General features: G+C 69.4%; 15 protein-coding genes. 6 read left to right on the forward strand and 9 right to left on the reverse strand.

The features are described 5' to 3' along the window. Positions 1 to 25 precede the first annotated feature (25 nt). The 5 genes from ACIBVQ_RS01320 to ACIBVQ_RS01340 all read right to left on the reverse strand — a co-directional run bounded on the left by ACIBVQ_RS01320 (position 26) and on the right by ACIBVQ_RS01340 (position 3,438). Positions 26 to 433 carry a transcriptional repressor gene (locus ACIBVQ_RS01320; protein WP_352008643.1) on the reverse strand — a complete coding sequence of 136 codons (408 nt, stop codon included), beginning with the start codon at positions 431 to 433 and terminating at the stop codon, positions 26 to 28. Next, entirely contained in the window at positions 430 to 1,263 is an 834-nt protein-coding gene (locus ACIBVQ_RS01325) for a metal ABC transporter permease (protein ID WP_352008644.1), read from the reverse strand. The genes ACIBVQ_RS01320 and ACIBVQ_RS01325 overlap by 4 nt, the downstream gene beginning before the upstream one ends. Beyond that, positions 1,260 to 2,012 carry a metal ABC transporter ATP-binding protein gene (locus ACIBVQ_RS01330; protein WP_362910998.1) on the reverse strand — a complete coding sequence of 251 codons (753 nt, stop codon included), beginning with the start codon at positions 2,010 to 2,012 and terminating at the stop codon, positions 1,260 to 1,262. The genes ACIBVQ_RS01325 and ACIBVQ_RS01330 overlap by 4 nt, the downstream gene beginning before the upstream one ends. Positions 2,013 to 2,048: 36 nt before the next feature. Continuing rightward, on the reverse strand, positions 2,049 to 2,963 hold the full coding sequence (locus ACIBVQ_RS01335; RefSeq protein WP_399174919.1) for a metal ABC transporter substrate-binding protein: 915 nt from the start codon (positions 2,961 to 2,963) through the stop codon (positions 2,049 to 2,051). Between the two features lie 73 nt (positions 2,964 to 3,036). Then, positions 3,037 to 3,438 carry a DUF6703 family protein gene (locus ACIBVQ_RS01340; RefSeq protein ID WP_352008646.1) on the reverse strand — a complete coding sequence of 134 codons (402 nt, stop codon included), beginning with the start codon at positions 3,436 to 3,438 and terminating at the stop codon, positions 3,037 to 3,039. Between the two features lie 86 nt (positions 3,439 to 3,524). Here ACIBVQ_RS01340 and ACIBVQ_RS01345 point away from each other — a divergent pair, with 86 nt between their 5' ends. After that, positions 3,525 to 3,803, forward strand: a complete 279-nt coding sequence (locus ACIBVQ_RS01345) for an antibiotic biosynthesis monooxygenase family protein (RefSeq protein ID WP_352008647.1) — start codon at positions 3,525 to 3,527, stop codon at positions 3,801 to 3,803. A gap of 115 nt (positions 3,804 to 3,918) precedes the next feature. Further along, on the forward strand, positions 3,919 to 5,304 hold the full coding sequence (locus tag ACIBVQ_RS01350) for a glycine--tRNA ligase (RefSeq protein WP_352008648.1): 1,386 nt from the start codon (positions 3,919 to 3,921) through the stop codon (positions 5,302 to 5,304). On the opposite strand, the gene ACIBVQ_RS01355 is transcribed toward ACIBVQ_RS01350, so the two are convergent. Beyond that, the gene (locus tag ACIBVQ_RS01355) at positions 5,294 to 6,079 is read right to left on the reverse strand and encodes a hypothetical protein (RefSeq protein ID WP_399174921.1); all 786 of its coding nucleotides are present in this window, start codon (positions 6,077 to 6,079) and stop codon (positions 5,294 to 5,296) included. The two genes, ACIBVQ_RS01350 and ACIBVQ_RS01355, sit on opposite strands and share 11 nt — an antisense overlap. A gap of 400 nt (positions 6,080 to 6,479) precedes the next feature. Here ACIBVQ_RS01355 and ppdK point away from each other — a divergent pair, with 400 nt between their 5' ends. Further along, positions 6,480 to 9,122, forward strand: a complete 2,643-nt coding sequence (ppdK, locus tag ACIBVQ_RS01360; RefSeq protein ID WP_352008650.1) for a pyruvate, phosphate dikinase — start codon at positions 6,480 to 6,482, stop codon at positions 9,120 to 9,122. A gap of 112 nt (positions 9,123 to 9,234) precedes the next feature. Next, positions 9,235 to 10,467, forward strand: coding sequence for a deoxyguanosinetriphosphate triphosphohydrolase (locus tag ACIBVQ_RS01365; RefSeq protein WP_399174923.1), 1,233 nt, complete (start codon positions 9,235 to 9,237; stop codon positions 10,465 to 10,467). Between the two features lie 15 nt (positions 10,468 to 10,482). Here the strand turns inward: ACIBVQ_RS01365 and ACIBVQ_RS01370 are convergent, their stop codons facing one another. After that, positions 10,483 to 11,841 carry a glutamate decarboxylase gene (locus ACIBVQ_RS01370; protein ID WP_399174925.1) on the reverse strand — a complete coding sequence of 453 codons (1,359 nt, stop codon included), beginning with the start codon at positions 11,839 to 11,841 and terminating at the stop codon, positions 10,483 to 10,485. A 294-nt stretch (positions 11,842 to 12,135) separates the two neighbouring features. On the opposite strand from ACIBVQ_RS01370, the gene ACIBVQ_RS01375 reads away from it, so the two are divergent. Then, positions 12,136 to 13,299, forward strand: coding sequence for a hypothetical protein (locus ACIBVQ_RS01375; RefSeq protein WP_362910745.1), 1,164 nt, complete (start codon positions 12,136 to 12,138; stop codon positions 13,297 to 13,299). 617 nt (positions 13,300 to 13,916) lie between these two features. On the opposite strand, the gene ACIBVQ_RS01380 is transcribed toward ACIBVQ_RS01375, so the two are convergent. Continuing rightward, the gene (locus ACIBVQ_RS01380; protein ID WP_399174927.1) at positions 13,917 to 15,014 is read right to left on the reverse strand and encodes a cytochrome P450; all 1,098 of its coding nucleotides are present in this window, start codon (positions 15,012 to 15,014) and stop codon (positions 13,917 to 13,919) included. A gap of 482 nt (positions 15,015 to 15,496) precedes the next feature. Further along, the gene (locus tag ACIBVQ_RS01385) at positions 15,497 to 16,348 is read right to left on the reverse strand and encodes a peptidoglycan DD-metalloendopeptidase family protein (protein WP_386190273.1); all 852 of its coding nucleotides are present in this window, start codon (positions 16,346 to 16,348) and stop codon (positions 15,497 to 15,499) included. A gap of 151 nt (positions 16,349 to 16,499) precedes the next feature. Here ACIBVQ_RS01385 and dnaG point away from each other — a divergent pair, with 151 nt between their 5' ends. After that, positions 16,500 to 18,359, forward strand: a complete 1,860-nt coding sequence (dnaG, locus tag ACIBVQ_RS01390) for a DNA primase (RefSeq protein ID WP_352008656.1) — start codon at positions 16,500 to 16,502, stop codon at positions 18,357 to 18,359. Positions 18,360 to 18,485 lie beyond the last annotated feature (126 nt).

Below are 18,485 nucleotides of genomic sequence, written 5' to 3' on the forward strand. Positions count from 1 at the left end.
AGCCACGCCGTGGCCGGGGCGGTCGTCAGGAGTGACTCACCGCCGCGTGCGTCCTGGCGGCGGTCGAGCAGGAGGCACAGGTGCCGAAGACCTCGACCGTGTGCGTGACGTCGGTGAAGCCGTGCTCGGCCCCGACCGTCTCGGCCCAGCGCTCGACCGCGGGCCCGGCGACCTCGACGGTCCTGCCGCAGCGGCGGCAGACGAGGTGGTGGTGGTGGTCGCCGCTGGCGCAGGCGCGGTAGACGGACTCACCGTCGTCGGTCCTGAGCATGTCGACGTGGCCGCTGTCGGCCAGGGCCTGCAACGCCCGGTAGACGGTCGTCAGGCCTATCTTGGCGCCCTCGGCGCGCATCTCGGCGTAGACGTCCTGCGCGCTTCGGAAGCCCTCGCTGTGGCGGAGGACGTCATGGACGGCATCGCGTCTGCTGCTCATGGATTGGACTCCTGTGGTCGGCTTCGGCGTACGAATCTACCGAGCGCGAGGGCCAGGACGAACCCTCCGAGCGCTATGACAACAATGATGGCGCCCGATGGCACCTTGACATAAAAGGAGGAAGTAAGCCCGCTGACCGTGGAAACCATCCCGAAGACCATGGACAACAGCATCGTGCTCCTGAAGCCCCGGGTGAGTTGCTGGCTGGTGGCGACCGGGACCACCATCAGGGCGCTGACCAGGAGCAGGCCGACCACGCGCATCGCGATGACCACGGTCAGCGCCGCGGTGACGGCGATCAGCAGGCTCAGGAAACGCACCGGCAGGCCCGACGTCCTGGCGACCTCCTCGTCCTGGCAGAGCACGTACAGCTCGCGGCCGAAGAAGACGACGACGCCCAGGACGGCGACCGCGAGCAGGGCGATCACCCAGACGTCCTCGACGCTGACGCTGCTGATCGAGCCGAACAGGTAGTACAGCAGGCTGGAGTTGCTGCCTCCCGGGGCGAGTGAGATGAGCAGCACGCCTCCGGCGATGCCGCCGTAGAACAGCAGGGCGAGCGCCACGTCGCCGCCTGTCCTGCCGCGCTCACGGACCAGCTCGATGGCCACCGCGCCGAGCACCGAGACCACGACGGCGGTCAGCACGGGGGCGGTGCCGGTCAGGAAGCCGAGCGCGACACCGGTGAGGGCGACGTGCCCGATGCCGTCGCCGAGCAGGGCCAGCCTGCGCTGCACGATGAAGGTGCCGATGGCCGGGGCGGCGAGGCCGACCAGCAGCGCGGCGATCAGTGCCCGCTGCATGAACTCGTACTGCAGAAGGTCCATCACGACGTCGGTCTCCAGTCGAGCGAGCTCAGCGGTTTGCCCGCCTCATGCGGGTGGACGTGGTCGTGGCCGGGCAGCGCGTGCGCGCCGACCGCGTGGGGCGGCGCGCCGTCGTGGCACACGAATCCGTTCCTGAGCACGACGGCCCGGGTGATGAGCGGTTCGAGCGGGCCGAGTTCGTGGGCGACGAGCAGGACCGTCTTGCCCTGGGCGACCAGGGAGGTCAGGGTGTCGGCCAGCAGCTGCTGGCTCTGGGCGTCGACGCCCGCGGTCGGCTCGTCCATGACGAAGGTGTCGGGCTCGCCCGCCAGGGCGCGGGCGATGAGCACCCGCTGCTGCTGCCCGCCGGACAGCGCCTGGACCGGGTCGCCCGCCCTGTCGGCCATGCCGACGGCCTGTAGCGCCCTGGAGGTCGCCTCTTTGTCGGCGGCGCCGGTCAGGCGCAGGCGCCGCTGCCTGGCGATCCTGCCGGAGGCGACGACCTCGCGGATGGTGGTGGGCACGCCGCCGCCGACCGAGAGCCGCTGGGGCACGTACCCGATCCGCCACCACTGCCTGAACCGGGCGGGCGGCGTGCCGTACAGCAGGGTGGTGCCGCCGGACAGGGGGACGAGGCCGAGCAGGGCGCGGATGAGGGTGGACTTGCCCGAGCCGTTCGCGCCCAGCACGGCCACCACCTCACCGGCTCCGATGGTCAGGTCGACGCCCCGGAGCACCGGGCGGCGGTCCAGGCTGACCTGGCCGCCGCTCATGCTGAAAACCGTTTCGATGGATGTCACGTGTCGCCTTTACGAGCAGCCGAGCGCCGTCTGGAGCGCACTGAGGTTCTGGCGCATGGCGGACAGGTAGTCGCCGTTCGCCGGCTGGCTTTCGACCGGGTCCAGGACGGCCGTCTTGGCGCCGATCTCCGTGGAGAGGACCTCGGCGACCTTCGGGCTGACGAGGGCCTCACTGAAAATCGTAGTCACTTTCTCCTGCTTGGCCACTTTCGCCACCTCGGCGAGCCGGGCGGGGGAGGGCTCGGCCTCCGGGTCGATGCCGTTGATCCCGATCTGGCGGAGCTTGTAGCGGTCGGCGAGGTAGCCGAACGCGGCGTGACTGGTGACGATCGCCGTCGAGGAGCACCCGCTCAGGCCCCGTGACATCTCACCGTCCAGGGTGGTGAGGTCGGCGACGGTCGCGGCGGCCCGGTCCCGGTAGCCCTTGGCGTGGGCCGGGTCGGCCTCGGCGAGCCTGTCGCCGAGCTTGGTGGCGATCACGGCCATCCGGGAGGGGTCGAGCCAGACGTGCGGGTCGTGGGCGGCGTCGCCCGTCTCACCCTCGCCCTGCTCCCCGGCCGAGGAGGGGATGGTCTTGACCAGGGAGGCGACGTCGAGGCCCCGCCCGGCCGCGTGCTGTTCGACGGCCTCGTCCACCGCGGGCTGCACGTCCTTGACGTAGACGACGAGACCGGTCGCCTCGATGCCGGCGACCTGGGCGGGGGACAGTTCGAGGTCGTGCGGTTCGACTCCGGGTTTGGTCAGGGTGGTGACGGTGGCGTCGGGGCCGCCGATCCGCTCCGCCAGCCACTGCAGGGGGTACATGGCCGCGGTGATGTCGGTCTTGCCTCCCTGTGCTCCGGCCGGTCCTGCCTGGCCGGAGCCGCAGGCGGTGGTGACGGTGAGGACGGCGGTGAGAGCGGCGAGCAGACTTGCTGTGCGCATGTGCATACGTCGGGAGGAGCCGGACATCATGCTCACCAGTATGCGCGTAAATGAAAATGGTTGTCAAAATCGTCTAGAACGCCCCGAATCTGTCGGCGACCAGCAGGAGCAGGAAGGTCAGCAGGGCGACGCGCAGGACACGCCCCCTGACGCCGAGCGAGGGCCACGACATGTAGGCCAGCCAGCCGACGAACCCGATCACCGGCAGCACCGCGATCCCGCCGAGGAAGGACGGCACGGCGAACCCGGCCAGCAGCAACGCCACCAGGACCACCGGCAGGATCCAGCGGGGAAGCTGGAAGAGGAAGACGAGCGGGGCCGCGCTGCGCCGTTCGACCTCGCGCCGCAGCCCCGTGGCTCCGGGCGTGAAGAACTGCTCGCCGGGCGGCAGCGGACGGGGGCCTCTCGCCGCGCCCCGGGTGGGGCGGGGCCTGGCCATCGGGTGTGCGGGGCGCTCACGGCGTTTTTCGGCCACGGCCCGAGCCTAACGCCGTGACCCCTCCCGGCGGCAGCTCCCGCACCGGTGCGCGGCGGCGGGCCGGGCTCTGGCATTCTGGGCGGATGCTCGCTCTCATCCGCTACTCGGTGCCCGCAGGCCGTACCGGGGAGTTCCTCGCCCAGGCGCACGACATCGTCGACACCCTGGCGGGGCAGCCGGGATACGTGCGCGGGCGCGTGGTCAGGTCGGTGGACGAGCCCGAGTTGTGGGCGCTGGTCAGCGAGTGGGAGGGGGCGGGGTTCTACCGGCGCGCGCTCGGCGCGGCCAGGATGGCGATGTACCCGCTGATGCCCCTGATGCTCAACGAGCCCAGCGCCTTCGAGGACGCCGAACGTCCGTAGGACCCGCCGCACGGGCGGCGTGGGGGCAATGCGCGTCTGGCGCAGGTGCGGCTCCCCTAAGCTGGGGTCTCGACCAATTCCTCGCCGACCTCCAGCCGGATGGAGATTTTCCCTTATGGCACGCCGTACGGACATCATGGACACCATCGTCAGCCTCGCCAAGCGACGTGGGCTCGTCTACCCCTCCAGCGAGATCTACGGTGGCCTCCGGGCCTCCTGGGACTACGGCCCACTGGGGGTGGAGCTCAAGAACAACGTGAAGCGGCAGTGGTGGAAGACCATGGTGCAGGGCCGCGACGACGTCGTCGGTCTTGACTCCTGCGTGATCCTCGCCCGCGAGGTGTGGCAGGCCAGCGGCCACGTGGAGACCTTCACCGACCCGCTGACCGAGTGCCAGTCGTGCCACAAGCGCTACCGGGCCGACCACCTTGAGGAGGCCTACGCCGACAAGCACGGCAAGCAGCCCGCCGAGGGCCTGGCCGACATCACCTGCCCCAACTGCGGCAACAAGGGCGCCTTCACCCAGCCCAAGCAGTTCAGCGGCCTGCTGAAGACCTACCTCGGCGCCGTCGAGGACGAGTCCGGCCTGGCCTACCTGCGCCCGGAGACCGCGCAGGGCATCTTCATCAACTACCTCAACGTGCAGCAGTCGGCGCGCAGGAAGATCCCGTTCGGCATCGGCCAGATCGGCAAGTCGTTCCGCAACGAGATCACTCCCGGCAACTTCATCTTCCGCACCCGCGAGTTCGAGCAGATGGAGATGGAGTTCTTCGTCAAGCCGGGCAGCGACGAGGAGTGGCACCAGTACTGGATCGACGAGCGTTTCCGCTGGTACACCGACCTGGGCATCACCCCGGAGAACCTGCGTCTGTACGAGCACCCCAAGGAGAAGCTCTCCCACTACTCCAAGCGGACCGTCGACATCGAGTACCGCTTCAACTTCACCGGTGGCGAGTGGGGTGAGCTGGAGGGCATCGCCAACCGCACCGACTTCGACCTGACGGCCCACGGCAAGGCCTCCGGCACGGACCTGAGCTTCTTCGAGCAGGAGACCGGCGAGCGCTACGTCCCCTACGTGATCGAGCCCGCCGCCGGTGTCGACCGCGCCACGCTCACCTTCCTGATCGACGCCTACACCGAGGACGAGGCGCCCAACGCCAAGGGCGTCATGGAGAAGCGCACGGTCATGCGGCTCGACCACCGCCTCGCGCCGGTCAAGGTCGCGGTGCTGCCGCTGTCGCGCAACGCCGACCTGTCGCCGAAGGCGAAGGACCTGGCCGCCCAGCTGCGCCGCCGGTGGAACGTCGAGTTCGACGACGCGGGCGCCATCGGCCGTCGCTACCGTCGTCAGGACGAGATCGGCACGCCGTTCTGCGTCACGGTCGACTTCGACACCCTTGAGGACCACGCGGTGACCATCCGCGAGCGCGACTCGATGACCCAGGAGCGCGTGGCCCTCGACAAGGTCGACGCCTACCTCCGTCAGCACCTCAACGACTGACCCACCCGGCCCCCGCCCCGGCGACCACGGGAGCGGGGGCCGTCTGTGTCCGCGGGGGGTCGGCGTCATGAGGCCCGGAGCCGCCCGGGACGACCGGCCCGACCAGAGGCGCGACCCCCTGATGCACGGCGACGCAGACCACGAGCCGGTCCTCCGGCCACTCCTCCCGTAACGGGACGAAGGCCAGCGTGGCCAGCCGGTCTCCGGCGGGACTGTTCTCGAAGAGCGGCTCAAGCCGTCCCCGGCACCCCCGCGCGGCCGTCTCCCGCACCTTCGCCTCGCCCGGCCAGATCCCGGGGGGTAACAGGAACCTGGCCAGCACCTCGCCGTCGTGCGGTGCCGAACAGCTCACCAGGGGCAGGATTCCGCTGTTCTTGTCGGAGGTCGTGCTGTCGGAGACCTCGTTGACGCAGGTGCCGAGCCGGACGTCGTCGATGTAGGTGACGGCGCCGGGCTCCTGTGACCGTTCGGCGGAGGCCGGGCCTGAGGAGGCCAGGACGCCCGGCCCGGGGCGTGACAGCAGACGCGGCACGAGAACGGCCAGGCCGGCGAGCAGGGCGGCCAGCGCGAGCGTTCCCGTCAGGACCCAGGCGAGGACCCTTCTCGTACGGCGTCCCGTCCGCACGGCCCGCTTCGGAGGGCCGGCCTGCTCCCCGGCGCGGGCCGCCCAGCCGGGCCGTCCCGCCTCCCACGGCGGCCTGGCCGTCTGTCGTTCCTCCTCGCGGCTGTCCGGCCTGGCCCAGGGGTGGTCGTTCCTCGCTTCGCCACTACTCATCACAAAGGTGACAATCCCATGCGAAGCCGGGGTGAGCCAGGAGATCTTCGACAATCGGGACCCGGTCGTTTCCCGTGTGACCCCGGGAGCGTGTGTGACGCGCGTTACATCGGATGCGCGGGAAGGCCGTTCCGTACCCCATACAGCATGGGTTGAACCCTCCGTGAACGCGTTTGAATGCTGAGACAATTGGTTTATACCAATTGGTTTATACCAATTCTTGGGGTGGTCCATATCACTGCGGCTTTGCTGCTCATTTAAATTGGATTAGACCGCCATGTAGCCTTCTACCTGGGCAAACGCTCTTTCGTGGGGTGGGTGGCGTTTCGTCTTCTTCTGCGTCGGTAGAGTCCAACCAAGGCGGGACCACACGTCATTTGAAGTCGCAGAAGGAGCAACCGTGCCCAAGTACGTTTACGACTTCACCGAGGGCAACAAAGATCTCAAGGATCTGCTCGGCGGTAAGGGGGCCAATCTGGCCGAGATGACCAATCTCGGGTTGCCGGTGCCCCCCGGCTTCACCATCACCACCGACGCGTGCCGCCGTTTCCTTGAGGACGGCGGGCTCCCCGAGGGGCTGGAGGAGGAGATCTCCCGGCACCTGGCCGCGCTGGAGGGCCGGATGGGCAGGCGTCTCGGCCAGGCCGACGACCCCCTGCTGGTCAGCGTGCGCTCCGGGGCCAAGTTCTCCATGCCGGGCATGATGGAGACCGTCCTGAACATCGGGCTCAACGACCAGTCCGTGCACGGCCTGGTCAAGCAGGCGGGGGGCAATGAGCGTTTCGCCTGGGACTCCTACCGGCGCCTCATCCAGATGTTCGGCAAGACCGTCCAGGGCATCGACGGTGAACTGTTCGACGAGGCCCTGGAGGAGCTCAAGAACGGCCGTGACGACCTGGAGCTTGAGGCCGCCGACTTCCAGCGCCTGGTCGAGACCTACAAGGGCATCGTCCGCGAGCAGACCGGCCAGGACTTCCCCGCCGACCCACACGAGCAGATGCGCATGGCCGTGATGGCGGTTTTCGAGTCGTGGAACGCCCCGCGCGCCGTCCTCTACCGCCGTCAGGAGCGCATCCCCGCCGACCTGGGCACGGCCGTCAACGTGTGCTCGATGGTGTTCGGCAACTGCGGCATGGACTCGGGCACCGGCGTCGCCTTCACCCGCGACCCCGGCAGCGGCCACCAGGGCGTCTACGGCGACTACCTGCAGAACGCCCAGGGTGAGGACGTGGTCGCGGGCATCCGCAACACCATGCCGCTGCAGGATCTGGAGCGCATCGACAAGTCCGTCTACGACGAGCTCATGAAGATCATGGAGACGCTGGAGAACCACTACCGCGACCTGTGCGACATCGAGTTCACGGTCGAGCGCGGCAAGCTGTGGATGCTGCAGACCCGGGTGGGCAAGCGGACGGCGGGGGCGGCCTTCCGCATCGCCGTACAGCTGGTCGACCAGGGCCTGATCGACCTTGACGAGGCCGTGACCCGGGTGAACGGCGCCCAGCTGGCCCAGCTGATGTTCCCGCGCTTCGACGGCGACGCGAAGAGCGCCAGGATCACCACCGGGATGAACGCCTCGCCCGGCGCCGCCGTCGGCAAGGCCGTCTTCTCCTCCGCGCGGGCCGTCGAGCTGGCCGCGGCGGGAGAGGCCGTCATCCTGGTCCGCCGCGAGACCAACCCCGACGACCTGGCGGGCATGATCGCCGCCCAGGGCGTGCTCACCAGCCGGGGAGGCAAGACCTCCCACGCCGCGGTCGTCGCCCGGGGCATGGGCAAGACCTGCGTGTGCGGCGCGGAGGAGCTTGAGGTCTCCACCAAGGAGCGCAGGTTCACCGCCCCCGGCGGCGTCGTGGTCTCCGAGGGGGACGTCATCTCCATCGACGGGTCGAGCGGCGCGGTCTACCTCGGCGAGGTGCCCGTCGTCCCCTCCCCGGTCGTCGAGTACTTCGAGGGCGCGACCGACCAGGACGACGAGCTGGTCGCGGCGGTGCACCGCATCATGACCCACGCCGACGCCGCCAGGCGGCTGAAGGTGCGGGCCAACGCCGACAACGCCGAGGACGCCTCCCGTGCCCGCAGGTTCGGAGCCGAGGGCATCGGGCTGTGCCGTACCGAGCACATGTTCCTCGGGGACCGCAGGCAGCTGGTCGAGGACCTCGTCCTGGCCTCCTCGGAGGAGGAGCGTGACCGGGCGCTGGCGGCCCTCGAACCGCTGCAGAAGGCGGACTTCGTGGAGATCTTCCAGGCGATGGCGGGCCTGCCCGTCACGATCCGGCTGATCGACCCGCCGCTGCACGAGTTCCTGCCCGACTACACCGAGCTGTCGGTCAAGGTGGCCCTCGCCGGGGACCAGGCCGAGGAGAAGGACCGCAGGGTGCTGGCCGCCGTCAAGCGCCTGCACGAGCAGAACCCCATGCTCGGCCTGCGCGGTGTACGGCTCGGCCTGGTCATCCCCGGCCTGTTCGCCATGCAGGTCAGGGCGATCGCCGAGGCCGCCAAGGCCGTGGAGGGCGCCCGCGCCGAGATCATGATCCCGCTGGTCGGCGCGGTCCAGGAGCTGGAGCACGTCAGGGACGAGGCGCGGCGGATCCTGGCCGAGGTCGGTGTCGAGGCGCTGGTCGGCACGATGATCGAGGTGCCCAGGGCGGCGCTGACCGCGGCGCAGATCGCCGAGGCCGCGGAGTTCTTCTCCTTCGGCACCAACGACCTGACCCAGATGACCTGGGCCTTCTCCCGGGACGACGTGGAGGCGGCGTTCTTCTCCAAGTACCTGGAGCTCGGCGTCTTCGGCGTCTCGCCGTTCGAGTCGCTGGACCGCGACGGAGTCGGCAGGCTCGTGCGGATCGCGGCGGAGGAGGGACGCGCGACCAGGCCCGACCTCAAGCTCGGCATCTGCGGCGAGCACGGCGGCGACCCGGACTCCATCCACTTCTGCCACCAGGTGGGGCTCGACTACGTGTCCTGCTCGCCGTTCCGCATCCCCGTCGCCCGTCTTGAGGCGGGCCGCGCGGCCCTGGTGAGCACGGGTTCGGACACCCGCTGACGGATCGTGCGCCCCGGCCTCCCTGGAGGAGGCCGGGGTTTCCAGGAGTCACCAGGTGTTTCCACGACGTTTCGCATAGGTGGCACCTTTCCTGGATAAAATCACTGCACTTATGCACGCTTATGACGAGCATGACCAGGCCAGATGGGTGCCGGAACCGCCCGGCAACCCCGAACGAAGCCCGTTCGAACGCGATCGGGCGCGGGTGCTGCACAGTGCGGGGCTGCGCAGGCTCGCCGCCAAGACCCAGGTGGTCGGACCGGCGGAGACGCTCGGCAGCGGGCAGCACATCCCGCGCACCCGGCTGACCCACTCCCTGGAGTGCGCGCAGATCGGCAGGGAGATGGGCCAGGCCCTGCGCAGGGACCCCGACCTGGTCGAGACCGCGTGCCTGGCCCACGACCTGGGGCATCCGCCGTTCGGGCACAACGGGGAGACCGCCCTCAACGAACTGGCCGCCGGGTGCGGCGGGTTCGAGGGGAACGCGCAGAGCCTGCGCCTGCTGACCCGTCTTGAGGCCAAGGTCCTCACCGAGGACGGCCGCAGCGCCGGGCTCAACCTCACCCGAGCCTGCCTGGACGCCGCGACCAAGTATCCCTGGACCAGGGAGCGAAGTCCCAAGTACTGCGCCTACCCCGAGGACATGGCGGTCTTCGAGTGGATCAGGCGGGGCGCCCCCGAGGGCAGCGTCAGCTTCGAGGCCCAGATCATGGACTGGGCCGACGACGTCGCCTACTCGGTGCACGACCTGGAGGACGCCCTGCACTCCGGCGCCGTCATACCGCAGGTGCTGCGCGACCCGGCGGAGCGCGGGGGCGTCTGCGCGACGACCCGTGCCTGGTACGCTCCCGACGCCGAGCCCGCGGAGCTCGACGACGTCCTCGGCGGGCTGTTCGCCCTGCCGCTGTGGCCCCGGCACTTCGACGGCACACTCGCCGACCTCGTCGCGACCAAGGCGCTCACCAGCTCCCTCATCGGCCACCTGTGCCGCTCCGCGCAGGAGGCGACCCGCGAGGCGTACGGCGAGGCCGCGGGGCGCCACGGCGCCAACCTGGTCGTCCCCCGGCGCACCCGCCTCGAATGCGCCCTGCTGAAGGGGCTGACCGCGCACTACGTGATGACCAGCGACGCGCACAGCGCCAACCAGGCCAGGCAGCGTGAGATCGTCCGTGATCTCGCCCACCTGATCATGCTCGGCGCGCCGCTCACCCTGGAGCCCGCGCTGCGTCCCGCCTTCACCAGGGCGGAGACCGACGCCGGGCGGCTGCGGGTGGTCGTCGACCAGATCGCCTCGCTCACCGACACCTCCGCGCTCACCTGGCACCGGCGCCTGTCCGGCGGCTGAGTCCCGGCCCGTGGTTCAGTGGTGGAACCCCGGCCTGTGCTCCGCCTCGCCGCCCCGGTGGAGCCGGTCCAGGCAGCGCCGGATGTCCTCGGCGAGCAGGGAGGCCTCGTCACGGCCGATGCCGTGCCTGATCAGCACCCGCTGGACGACCGTCTCCTGCCGGTCGGGCGGCAGCGGGTACGAGGGAACCTGCCAGCCCCTGGCGCGCAGCTGTTCGGACAGGTCGTAGAGGGTGAAGCCGGGGTCGGGGTCGGCCAGGGTGTAGGAGACCGCGGGCAGGGCGCCCCGGCCGTCGTAGAGCAGTTCGAACGGCCCCATCTTGGCGATCCGGTCGGCCAGGAACCGCGCGGTGTCCAGGCACGCCTGCTGGACCCTGCGGTATCCCTCCCGGCCCAGCCGCAGCATCGTGTAGTACTGGGCGACGATCTCGCCGCCGGGACGGGAGAAGTTGAGGGCGAACGTCGGCATCTCACCGCCCAGATAGCTGACGTCGAAGATCAGGTCCTTCGGCAGCAGGTCGGCGGAGCGCCACACGATCCATCCGACGCCGAGCGGCGCCAGGCCGTACTTGTGGCCGGAGGCGTTGATGGAGGCGACCCGTTCGAGCCGGAAGTCCCACGGCAGGTCGGGCTGGACGAACGGGGCGACGAACCCGCCGCTGGCGGCGTCCACGTGGATCGGCACGTCCAGGCCCGTCTCGGTGTGGATCGCGTCGAGTTCCCCGGCGATGCCGGCGACCGGTTCGAAGTCGCAGGTGTAGGTGACGCCGAGGATCGCCACGACGCCGATCGTGTTCTCGTCGACGTAGTCGCGTAGCTGGTGCGGGCGCAGACCGGTCGCGTCACGTTCGAGCGGCACCTGCCGCAGCTCGACGTCGAAGTAGCGGGCGAACTTCTCCCAGCAGACCTGCACCGGGCCGCAGACCAGGTTGGGGCGGTCGGCCGGCTTGCCGTCCTCCTGGCGGCGACGGCGCCATCTCCACTTGAGCGCCAGCCCCCCGAGCATCGCCGCCTCACTCGACCCGGTCGTCGAGCAGCCCATCGTGCCCATGCCGTCGGGGGAGTTCCACAGGTCGGCCAGGATGTGCACGCACCGGGACTCGATCTCGGCCGTCTGCGGGTACTCGTCCTTGTCGATCATGTTCTTGCCGAGGCAGAGATCCATCAGACGATGGGTCTCCTCGTCGCTCCAGGTGGTGCAGAACGTCGCCAGGTTCTGCGCGGAGTTCCCGTCGAGCAGGAGTTCCGAACTGACGAGGTCGTAGACCGCGCGTGGTTCGGCGGGGGAGTCGGGAAGGCGGCGTTTCGGCAGCGGCCGTTCGCTCAGCGGCGAGGTGTACACGTCGTCCCAGGAGGTGACCTTGTGCAGGGGCATGTGGATCTCCTGTTCGCCGGGTCAGGCCCGGTCGGCGGTACGGTGCCGGGGTCCATCGGCTACCTACCCGACCGGCAAACGCCACAAAGTCCGACGAAATTCACGAAAGGTCCAAGAGGGGTTGCGGCACTCGTTCGCGGCTGGCGTTCCGATATGTCGGGAAACCTGTGGTTTATGGCTGGATCAAGGATTGTCGGGGTTTCCCGGTCATGATTACGTGAACCCATCGGGGACGGGCGCGCGTTCCGGTGACGCGCACGGGACGCGACGCCCTTCAACCAGTGAGGGGAACCCATGCGAGTCTTCAGCGGGCTGCTCGTCGGTGTGCTCGTCGCCACAGCCCTGGCCCTGTTACCCACCTCCGCCGCGCAGGCCCAGGTGTGTCAGCACCGTACGGGTGTCAGCCATGGCGGCGGAATCTTCCCGAACACGTTCACCGAGGACTCCGTCTGCGGTAACCAGACGGGAGCCCCGGTCCACGCCACCCCGGACGGCTCGTCGCCGCAGGTGGGGGTCATGGACACCGCCCAGAGCTGGTTCCTGTGCTGGACGCGCGGCCAGCAGCACGGCGGTGGCAACAACGTGTGGTACTACACCCAGGGAGACCGGGTGGTGAGCAACCCGGAGCGGCACGGCTACGGCTTCGTGCCCGCGCTCTACCTGAACACCTCACTGGACCCGGACGACGCCAGGCTCGCCCAGTGCCCGTCGCTGCCCGCCGATCGCTCGACCGCCTACATGGTCTACGACCGCGTCACCGGCACGTCCGTGCGCAGCGAGGAGCACAAGAGGTTCCGCTCCGCCTCGCTGGTGAAACTGCTCATCGCCCTCGACTACCTCGAAACCCTCGGCCCGGGTACGGCGGTGCCCACCGCCGACGCCCAGCTGCTGCAGAGCATGCTGCGTTCGAGTAAGGACAACGCCGCGAGCGCCCTGTGGGAGCGTGGCGGCTGGGAGACGATCGTGAGCCGGATGGTGACCAAGATCGGCCTGACCGACACGGCGCCACCGGCCGACCGGGGGATGTGGGGCTACACCGAGATCAGCGCCGCCGACGTGGTGAAGATCTACCGCTACATCCTGGAGAGAGCGGACCCGTCCTTCAGGAACCTCATCATGGGACACCTGCGCCAGGCCACCCGGTGCGCGGACGACGGCTGGGACCAGTACTTCGGCATCCCGAGCGCCGTCTCCGCCCCCTGGGCCGTCAAGCAGGGCTGGTCCGCCTTCGACGAGGACCCGCGGTGCCCGGTGGCGGCCGGTACGCGGAGCCCGTCCGCCCGTACGGCGAGCGTCGACCTGGCCAGCCCCGCGATGCACACCTCCGGGACCCTCTGTGCGAACGACCGGAAGATCATGGTGGTGCTGACCCTCAACCCCCTGGGCACCACCTGGGCCGACGCCGCCTCCCGCATCACCACCCAGGCGGGGACCCTCTACGCGGCGGCACCCTGCTGACAGGGCGAACGCGGAAGCCCGGCCTGTAACCCGGCCTGTGGACCGAAACGGACCCACAGGCCGGGAAGGCGCGCGCCCGGATCTCATCCGGATGAGACCGGTGGAGCGGGCCTGGGAGAGGCGCTCGTCAGACCGGGAAGAGAACCCTCCCCGGAACGTGCTCACCATACTTTGTAAAGGCGGTTTCCGGTGACCGCCGTCGAGGCCCGGAACCTCCCACGCCGTGGCTCCCCGACCGGGACGGCCGGGGGACGAGGACGGCTCCGGGGTCCGTTGATCGCGTATCTTCGCGCACATGCCGCAGGACACCGCGTTGGCATACGGTGAGGCCCGCGCTCTCGTCCGCCGGGCGGCGGGAGAGGTTCCGGACCCTCGCGCCTGCGCCGTCATCGACGACAGGATCGGAGCCGTCCGGCGGGTTCGCCAGGAGGATGACTCAGGTTCAGGGCCCGAACCCCCGGACCCCTGACCAGTCACCGGATGACCCGTACCGGGGACGAACGTGCCGACATCACCCGGTGGCTGCGGCGTGAGGTGCCCGCCGAACCGGCCGCGGCCAAGGAGTGGCTGGAGCGAACCGGTGCCTGAACGGCGTTCCCGAGGCCGCCCCGTACGGGTTACCAGCTCACGGGGAAGGCGCGGGTGCCGAAGACCACCCCGTCGTAGTTGAAGGGCAGGTCGTCGTCGTCTCCGATGACGTGGAGAGCGGGAAGGCGGTCGAAGAGGGCGCGGTAGGCGATCTCCAGTTCGGCGCGGGCGAGGTTCTGGCCGAGGCACTGGTGGACGCCGTAGCCGAAGGCCAGGTGGTTGCGGGCGCCCCGGCGGATGTCGAAGTCGTCGGGCCGGTCGAAGACCCGGGGGTCGCGGTTGGCCGATGCGCCGAGCACGAACATGCCCTCCCCGGCCCGTACGGCCTGGCCCCCGATCTCCATGTCCCGGGTGGCGACCCGGTCGAAACCCACCCAGTCGACGATCGAGTGGTAGCGCAGCAACTCCTCGACGGCCAGGGGCCAGCCGGTGGGGTCGGCGCGCAGGGCGGCGAGCTGGTCCGGGTGACGCAGCAGGGTGTGCACGCCCAGCGGGATCATGTTCGCGGTCGTCTCGTGCCCGGCGATGAGCAGCAGGAAGACCATGCCGACCATGGCGTCGTGGGTCAGCTCGCCGGTCTCCCGCCGCGCGGTGACCAGGCGTCCGATGAGGTCGTCGCCCGGCTCGCTCTCCGCCTCGGTGATCAGCTTGTCGAGGTAGTGCCAGACCTCGATGGCGGCGGCGATCCCGTCGGCGGAGGAGCCGACGCCGGTGTCCATCATCTTGCGGGTCCTGGCCCGGAAGAAGTCGCGGTCGGCGTAGGGGACGCCGAGGAGCGCGCAGGTCACCATGGACGGCAGGGCGAAGCCGAAGGCGTCGACGAGGTCGGCCGGAGAGCCCGCCTTCAGCATGTCGTCGATGAGCAGGTCGGTGGCCTCCTGGATGGCCGGGCGCATCTCCTTGACCCGTCGCACGGTGAACTCGGGGATCAGCATTCGCCGGTAGAGACTGTGCTCCGGCGGATCCATGTCGATGAACTGGCCGGCCTGGAACCTCCTGCGGATCTCCAGCTCCTCCTCGGAGGGGTCGTCGGGCCGCATCGCGGGCATCGGATGGCCGGGGGACGCCGGATCGGTGCTGACCGTGGGATCGCTGAGCACCTGCTGCGCCTCGGCGTGCCGGGTCACCAGCCAGACCTCGCCTCTGGCGATCCTGGCTCTGACGAGTGGGGCCTGTTCGCGGAGCCGTTCGTACTCGTCCGGCGGAGAAAAAGGACAAGTGCGAGAAATTGGGAAATCTGTCGTCATTTGATCTTGCTCCCAAAGGTCCGCCACATTTGTTCTTTTCGGAGAACGTAGCAAAAGTTACCTGTCTGTCAAGGTGTCGCTTTTGGGTGGCCGAAAAGATGATATTTATTTATTAGAGTGATTTTTCGGATTTGGGGATGAGGGTGATGATCAATCGGTCGGCGGCGCGGTGAATGAGCCGGTCACAGGGGTCATTCCGCTCAATGGAAGGCCGTTCCTGAATGCCGGAAGGCCCCGGCGGGTCGCCGTACTCATGGAAACCGTGATATCCCGGCGCGGCTCTTGCGGTCCGCGCCGGCCGTGCGAACGGTGAAAGGCGCCGGAAACCCCGTCCCCGGCGGAGAGGATCCGCAGGAACGGGGTCAGTTGCCCAGGGGAATCTTCTCTTCGGGCGTCGGGGACGGCTTCTCCGGCTTGTCCGTCGAACCGGGCTTGGCGGCGCACAGGGTCGAGCACTTGGGGGAGGCGCCGACCCGGTTCATCACGGCCCGCGACTCCTCGGCGGGCGAGAGCGTGCGGTTGCCGTCCAGCCAGGCGTCCAGGTAGTTCCACGGCGGGACCATGCCGCGCCGTACCCACCAGAGGGAGTGGTCGGTCTTCCAGGAGATCGCGAAGTAGAGGTTGCTCGCGGTCGAGCGGGCGTTGCCCGAGTTGCCGACCTGGCCGAGGACCTGACCCGCGGAGACCCTGACGCCGGGCTTGATCCCCGGGGTGATCCTGTCCAGGTGGCCGCCGAGGTAGCGCACGCCGTCGTCGCCGATGACCGTGACGAAACGGCCCTCCCGGTCGGGGCCCCGGTCGGTCGAGGGCTTCCACCGGTTCTTGGCGTTGACCTCGTCGACCACCCCGTTCACCGGGGAGACGAACGAGCAGCCCTTCCCGGTCCAGATCGTGGTCTTCGGCAGCACGAGAAGCCTGCTCTCGTAGCTCACCCTGCAGTCCTTGACCGGGAAGACGTAGCTGAAGTTCGACAGCTTCGGCGGTGGGACCCGCACCGGGTCGTCGCCCGCCGGCCGGGTCACGCTCGCCTGCGCGGCGGGCGTCGGGGACGGGGTGGGAATCGTCGCCGTGACCTTGCCCGGCCCCGTGGCCGCGACCTCCGCCGCGGGGGGAAGGGTGCTGACACCCGCGACCCCTCCCGGGGACGCGCAGGCCCCGGTGGCGAGCAGAACGCCCACCGTCACACTCAGTCGAGCTATGTGCCCCGATCGCATGATCTCCACCAGGCTAACGTTATCGATAACCAGCCTTTACCTTTGTAGCCGACCTTCCGTTTGGTCACGACCTGTTCGGGAAAGTCGGCGTCCCAGCCGAGGCCGCTCCAGGGCGCCCCGGGATGTCGGAGGACCGCACTAGACTCACGGCGTGGCAGGCCGGATCAGTGACGAGGACATCGCGCTCGTGCGGGAGCGCTCGCCGATCGCGGACATCGTGGGTGAGCACATCCAGCTCCGCAACGCGGGCGGCGGCAACATGAAGGGACTGTGTCCCTTCCACGACGAGAAGAGTCCCTCCTTCAACGTCACCCCCGCCCGCGGCTACTGGTACTGCTTCGGCTGCGCCGAGGGCGGCGACGTCATCACCTTCGTCCGCCGTCTTGAGCACCTGTCGTTCGGCGAGGCCGTCGAACGGCTGGCCAACCGGGCCGGCATCCAGCTGCGCTACGAGCAGGGCGGCTACGTGCCTGGGCGCGAGCAGGGGGAACGCAGCCGCCTCATCGAGGCGCATCGGGCGGCGGCGGAGTTCTACGCCGAGCGGCTCTCGTCCCCGGAGGCCGCGGCCGGGCGCAGGTTCCTGTCCGAGCGCGGGTTCGAGCGGGCCGACGCGGAGCACTTCGGGGTCGGTTACGCGCCCGCCGAGTGGGAGGCCCTCTCCCGGCACCTGATGGCCAGGGGCTTCACCGCCGCGGAGCTGATCAAGGGCGGCCTGGCGAAGGAGGGACGGCGAGGGCCGATGGACCGCTTCCGCGGCAGGCTCGTCTGGCCGATCCGCGACATCACCGGCGACGTCATCGGATTCGGCGCCCGCAAGCTGAACGACGCCGAGGACGGCCCGAAATACCTCAACACCCCCGAGAGCCCGCTCTACAAGAAGAGTGAGGTCCTCTACGGCGTCGACCTGGCCAAACGGGAGATCTCCAAGCGGTCCCAGGCGGTGATCGTCGAGGGATACACCGACGTGATGGCCTGCCACCTGTCGGGGGTGCCGACGGCGGTCGCCACCTGCGGCACCGCCTTCGGCCAGGAGCACATCAAGGTGCTGCGGCGGCTGCTGCTCGACCAGTCGGGCTCGCAGGGCGAGGTGATCTTCACCTTCGACGGCGACGCCGCGGGGCAGAAGGCGGCGCTGCGGGCCTTCGCCGACGAGCAGAAGTTCGTCACGCAGACCTTCGTCGCGGTCCAGGGCGACGGGCTCGACCCGTGCGACCTGCGCGTCACCCGTGGCGAGGCCGCTGTCCGCGACCTGGTCGCCAGCCGGGAGCCGCTGTTCGCCTTCGCCATCCGCAGCGTGATCCTCCGCCACGACGTGAGCACGAACGAGGGGAGGCTGTCCGCGCTGGACGCCGCGGCCCCGATCGTGGCCGGCATCAAGGACAGGGCGCTGCGCCAGCTGTACGCCGTCGACCTCGACCGCTGGCTGGGCTTCAACAACGAGCAGTTCGTCGTGGACCGCATCGCCGAGATCTCCGTCGCCGCCCAGGGGGCGCCGCAGCGCCCGCAACGGCCCGCCGGGCCGCGCAAGGTCGCCGAGCTGACCGACCCCGCGGTGCGGACCGAGGCCGAGGTGCTGAAGCTGGCCGTGCAGCGGCCCGCGTTGCTGGGGCCCGGTTACGACACGATCGGCGCCGAGGCGTTCACGTTGCCCGAGCACGTCGCCCTGCACAAGCTGATCCTGGAGGCGGGCGGTACGGCCACGGCGGGCCCCGGCGGGCGGGAGTGGGTCGACCGGCTGCTCGGCCTGGCCACCGAGGCGCTGCGCCCGCTGGTCACCCGGCTCGCGGTCGAGGGGCTGCGCGTCGACCTGGACGACGAGGAGAGATACGCCTCGGGGATGCTCACCGCGCTCGAACTGATCTCGGTCGAGCGAGCCGTCGAGCAGCTCAAGTCGCAGATGCAGCGGACCAATCCCGTCGAGGAGCAGGAGGGGTTCAACCGGCTGTTCGCCGAGCTCGTCGCGCTCGAACAGCAGCGCCGGGTGCTGAAGGATCGTGCCTCGGGCAGCTGATCACGTAATGTGCTTTGATTTCCATACGGCGATTCGACCAAACCCCAATAAGGTCTCGGTTCGATAATGATCGCCGCCTTACCTTCGGTGACAAAAATAGGTCTGCCATTTAGGGGACCGAATACA

Origin of the sequence: Streptosporangium sp. NPDC049376, assembly GCF_044466505.1 — a bacterium.
In the GTDB taxonomy this organism is placed as follows: Bacteria; Actinomycetota; Actinomycetes; order Streptosporangiales; family Streptosporangiaceae; genus Streptosporangium.

What these genes read in the sequence shown, in the direction of transcription:
- ACIBVQ_RS01320 (WP_352008643.1), bottom strand. Translation starts at nt 433, where the DNA reads ATGAGCAGCAGACGCGATGCCGTCCATGACGTCCTCCGCCACAGCGAG.
- ACIBVQ_RS01375 (WP_362910745.1), top strand. Translation starts at nt 12,136, where the DNA reads ATGCGAGTCTTCAGCGGGCTGCTCGTCGGTGTGCTCGTCGCCACAGCC.
- ACIBVQ_RS01345 (WP_352008647.1), top strand. Translation starts at nt 3,525, where the DNA reads ATGCTCGCTCTCATCCGCTACTCGGTGCCCGCAGGCCGTACCGGGGAG.
- ACIBVQ_RS01355 (WP_399174921.1), bottom strand. Translation starts at nt 6,079, where the DNA reads ATGAGTAGTGGCGAAGCGAGGAACGACCACCCCTGGGCCAGGCCGGAC.
- ACIBVQ_RS01335 (WP_399174919.1), bottom strand. Translation starts at nt 2,963, where the DNA reads ATGCGCACAGCAAGTCTGCTCGCCGCTCTCACCGCCGTCCTCACCGTC.
- ACIBVQ_RS01350 (WP_352008648.1), top strand. Translation starts at nt 3,919, where the DNA reads ATGGCACGCCGTACGGACATCATGGACACCATCGTCAGCCTCGCCAAG.
- ACIBVQ_RS01370 (WP_399174925.1), bottom strand. Translation starts at nt 11,841, where the DNA reads ATGCCCCTGCACAAGGTCACCTCCTGGGACGACGTGTACACCTCGCCG.
- ACIBVQ_RS01330 (WP_362910998.1), bottom strand. Translation starts at nt 2,012, where the DNA reads ATGAGCGGCGGCCAGGTCAGCCTGGACCGCCGCCCGGTGCTCCGGGGC.
- ACIBVQ_RS01385 (WP_386190273.1), bottom strand. Translation starts at nt 16,348, where the DNA reads ATGCGATCGGGGCACATAGCTCGACTGAGTGTGACGGTGGGCGTTCTG.
- ACIBVQ_RS01365 (WP_399174923.1), top strand. Translation starts at nt 9,235, where the DNA reads ATGCACGCTTATGACGAGCATGACCAGGCCAGATGGGTGCCGGAACCG.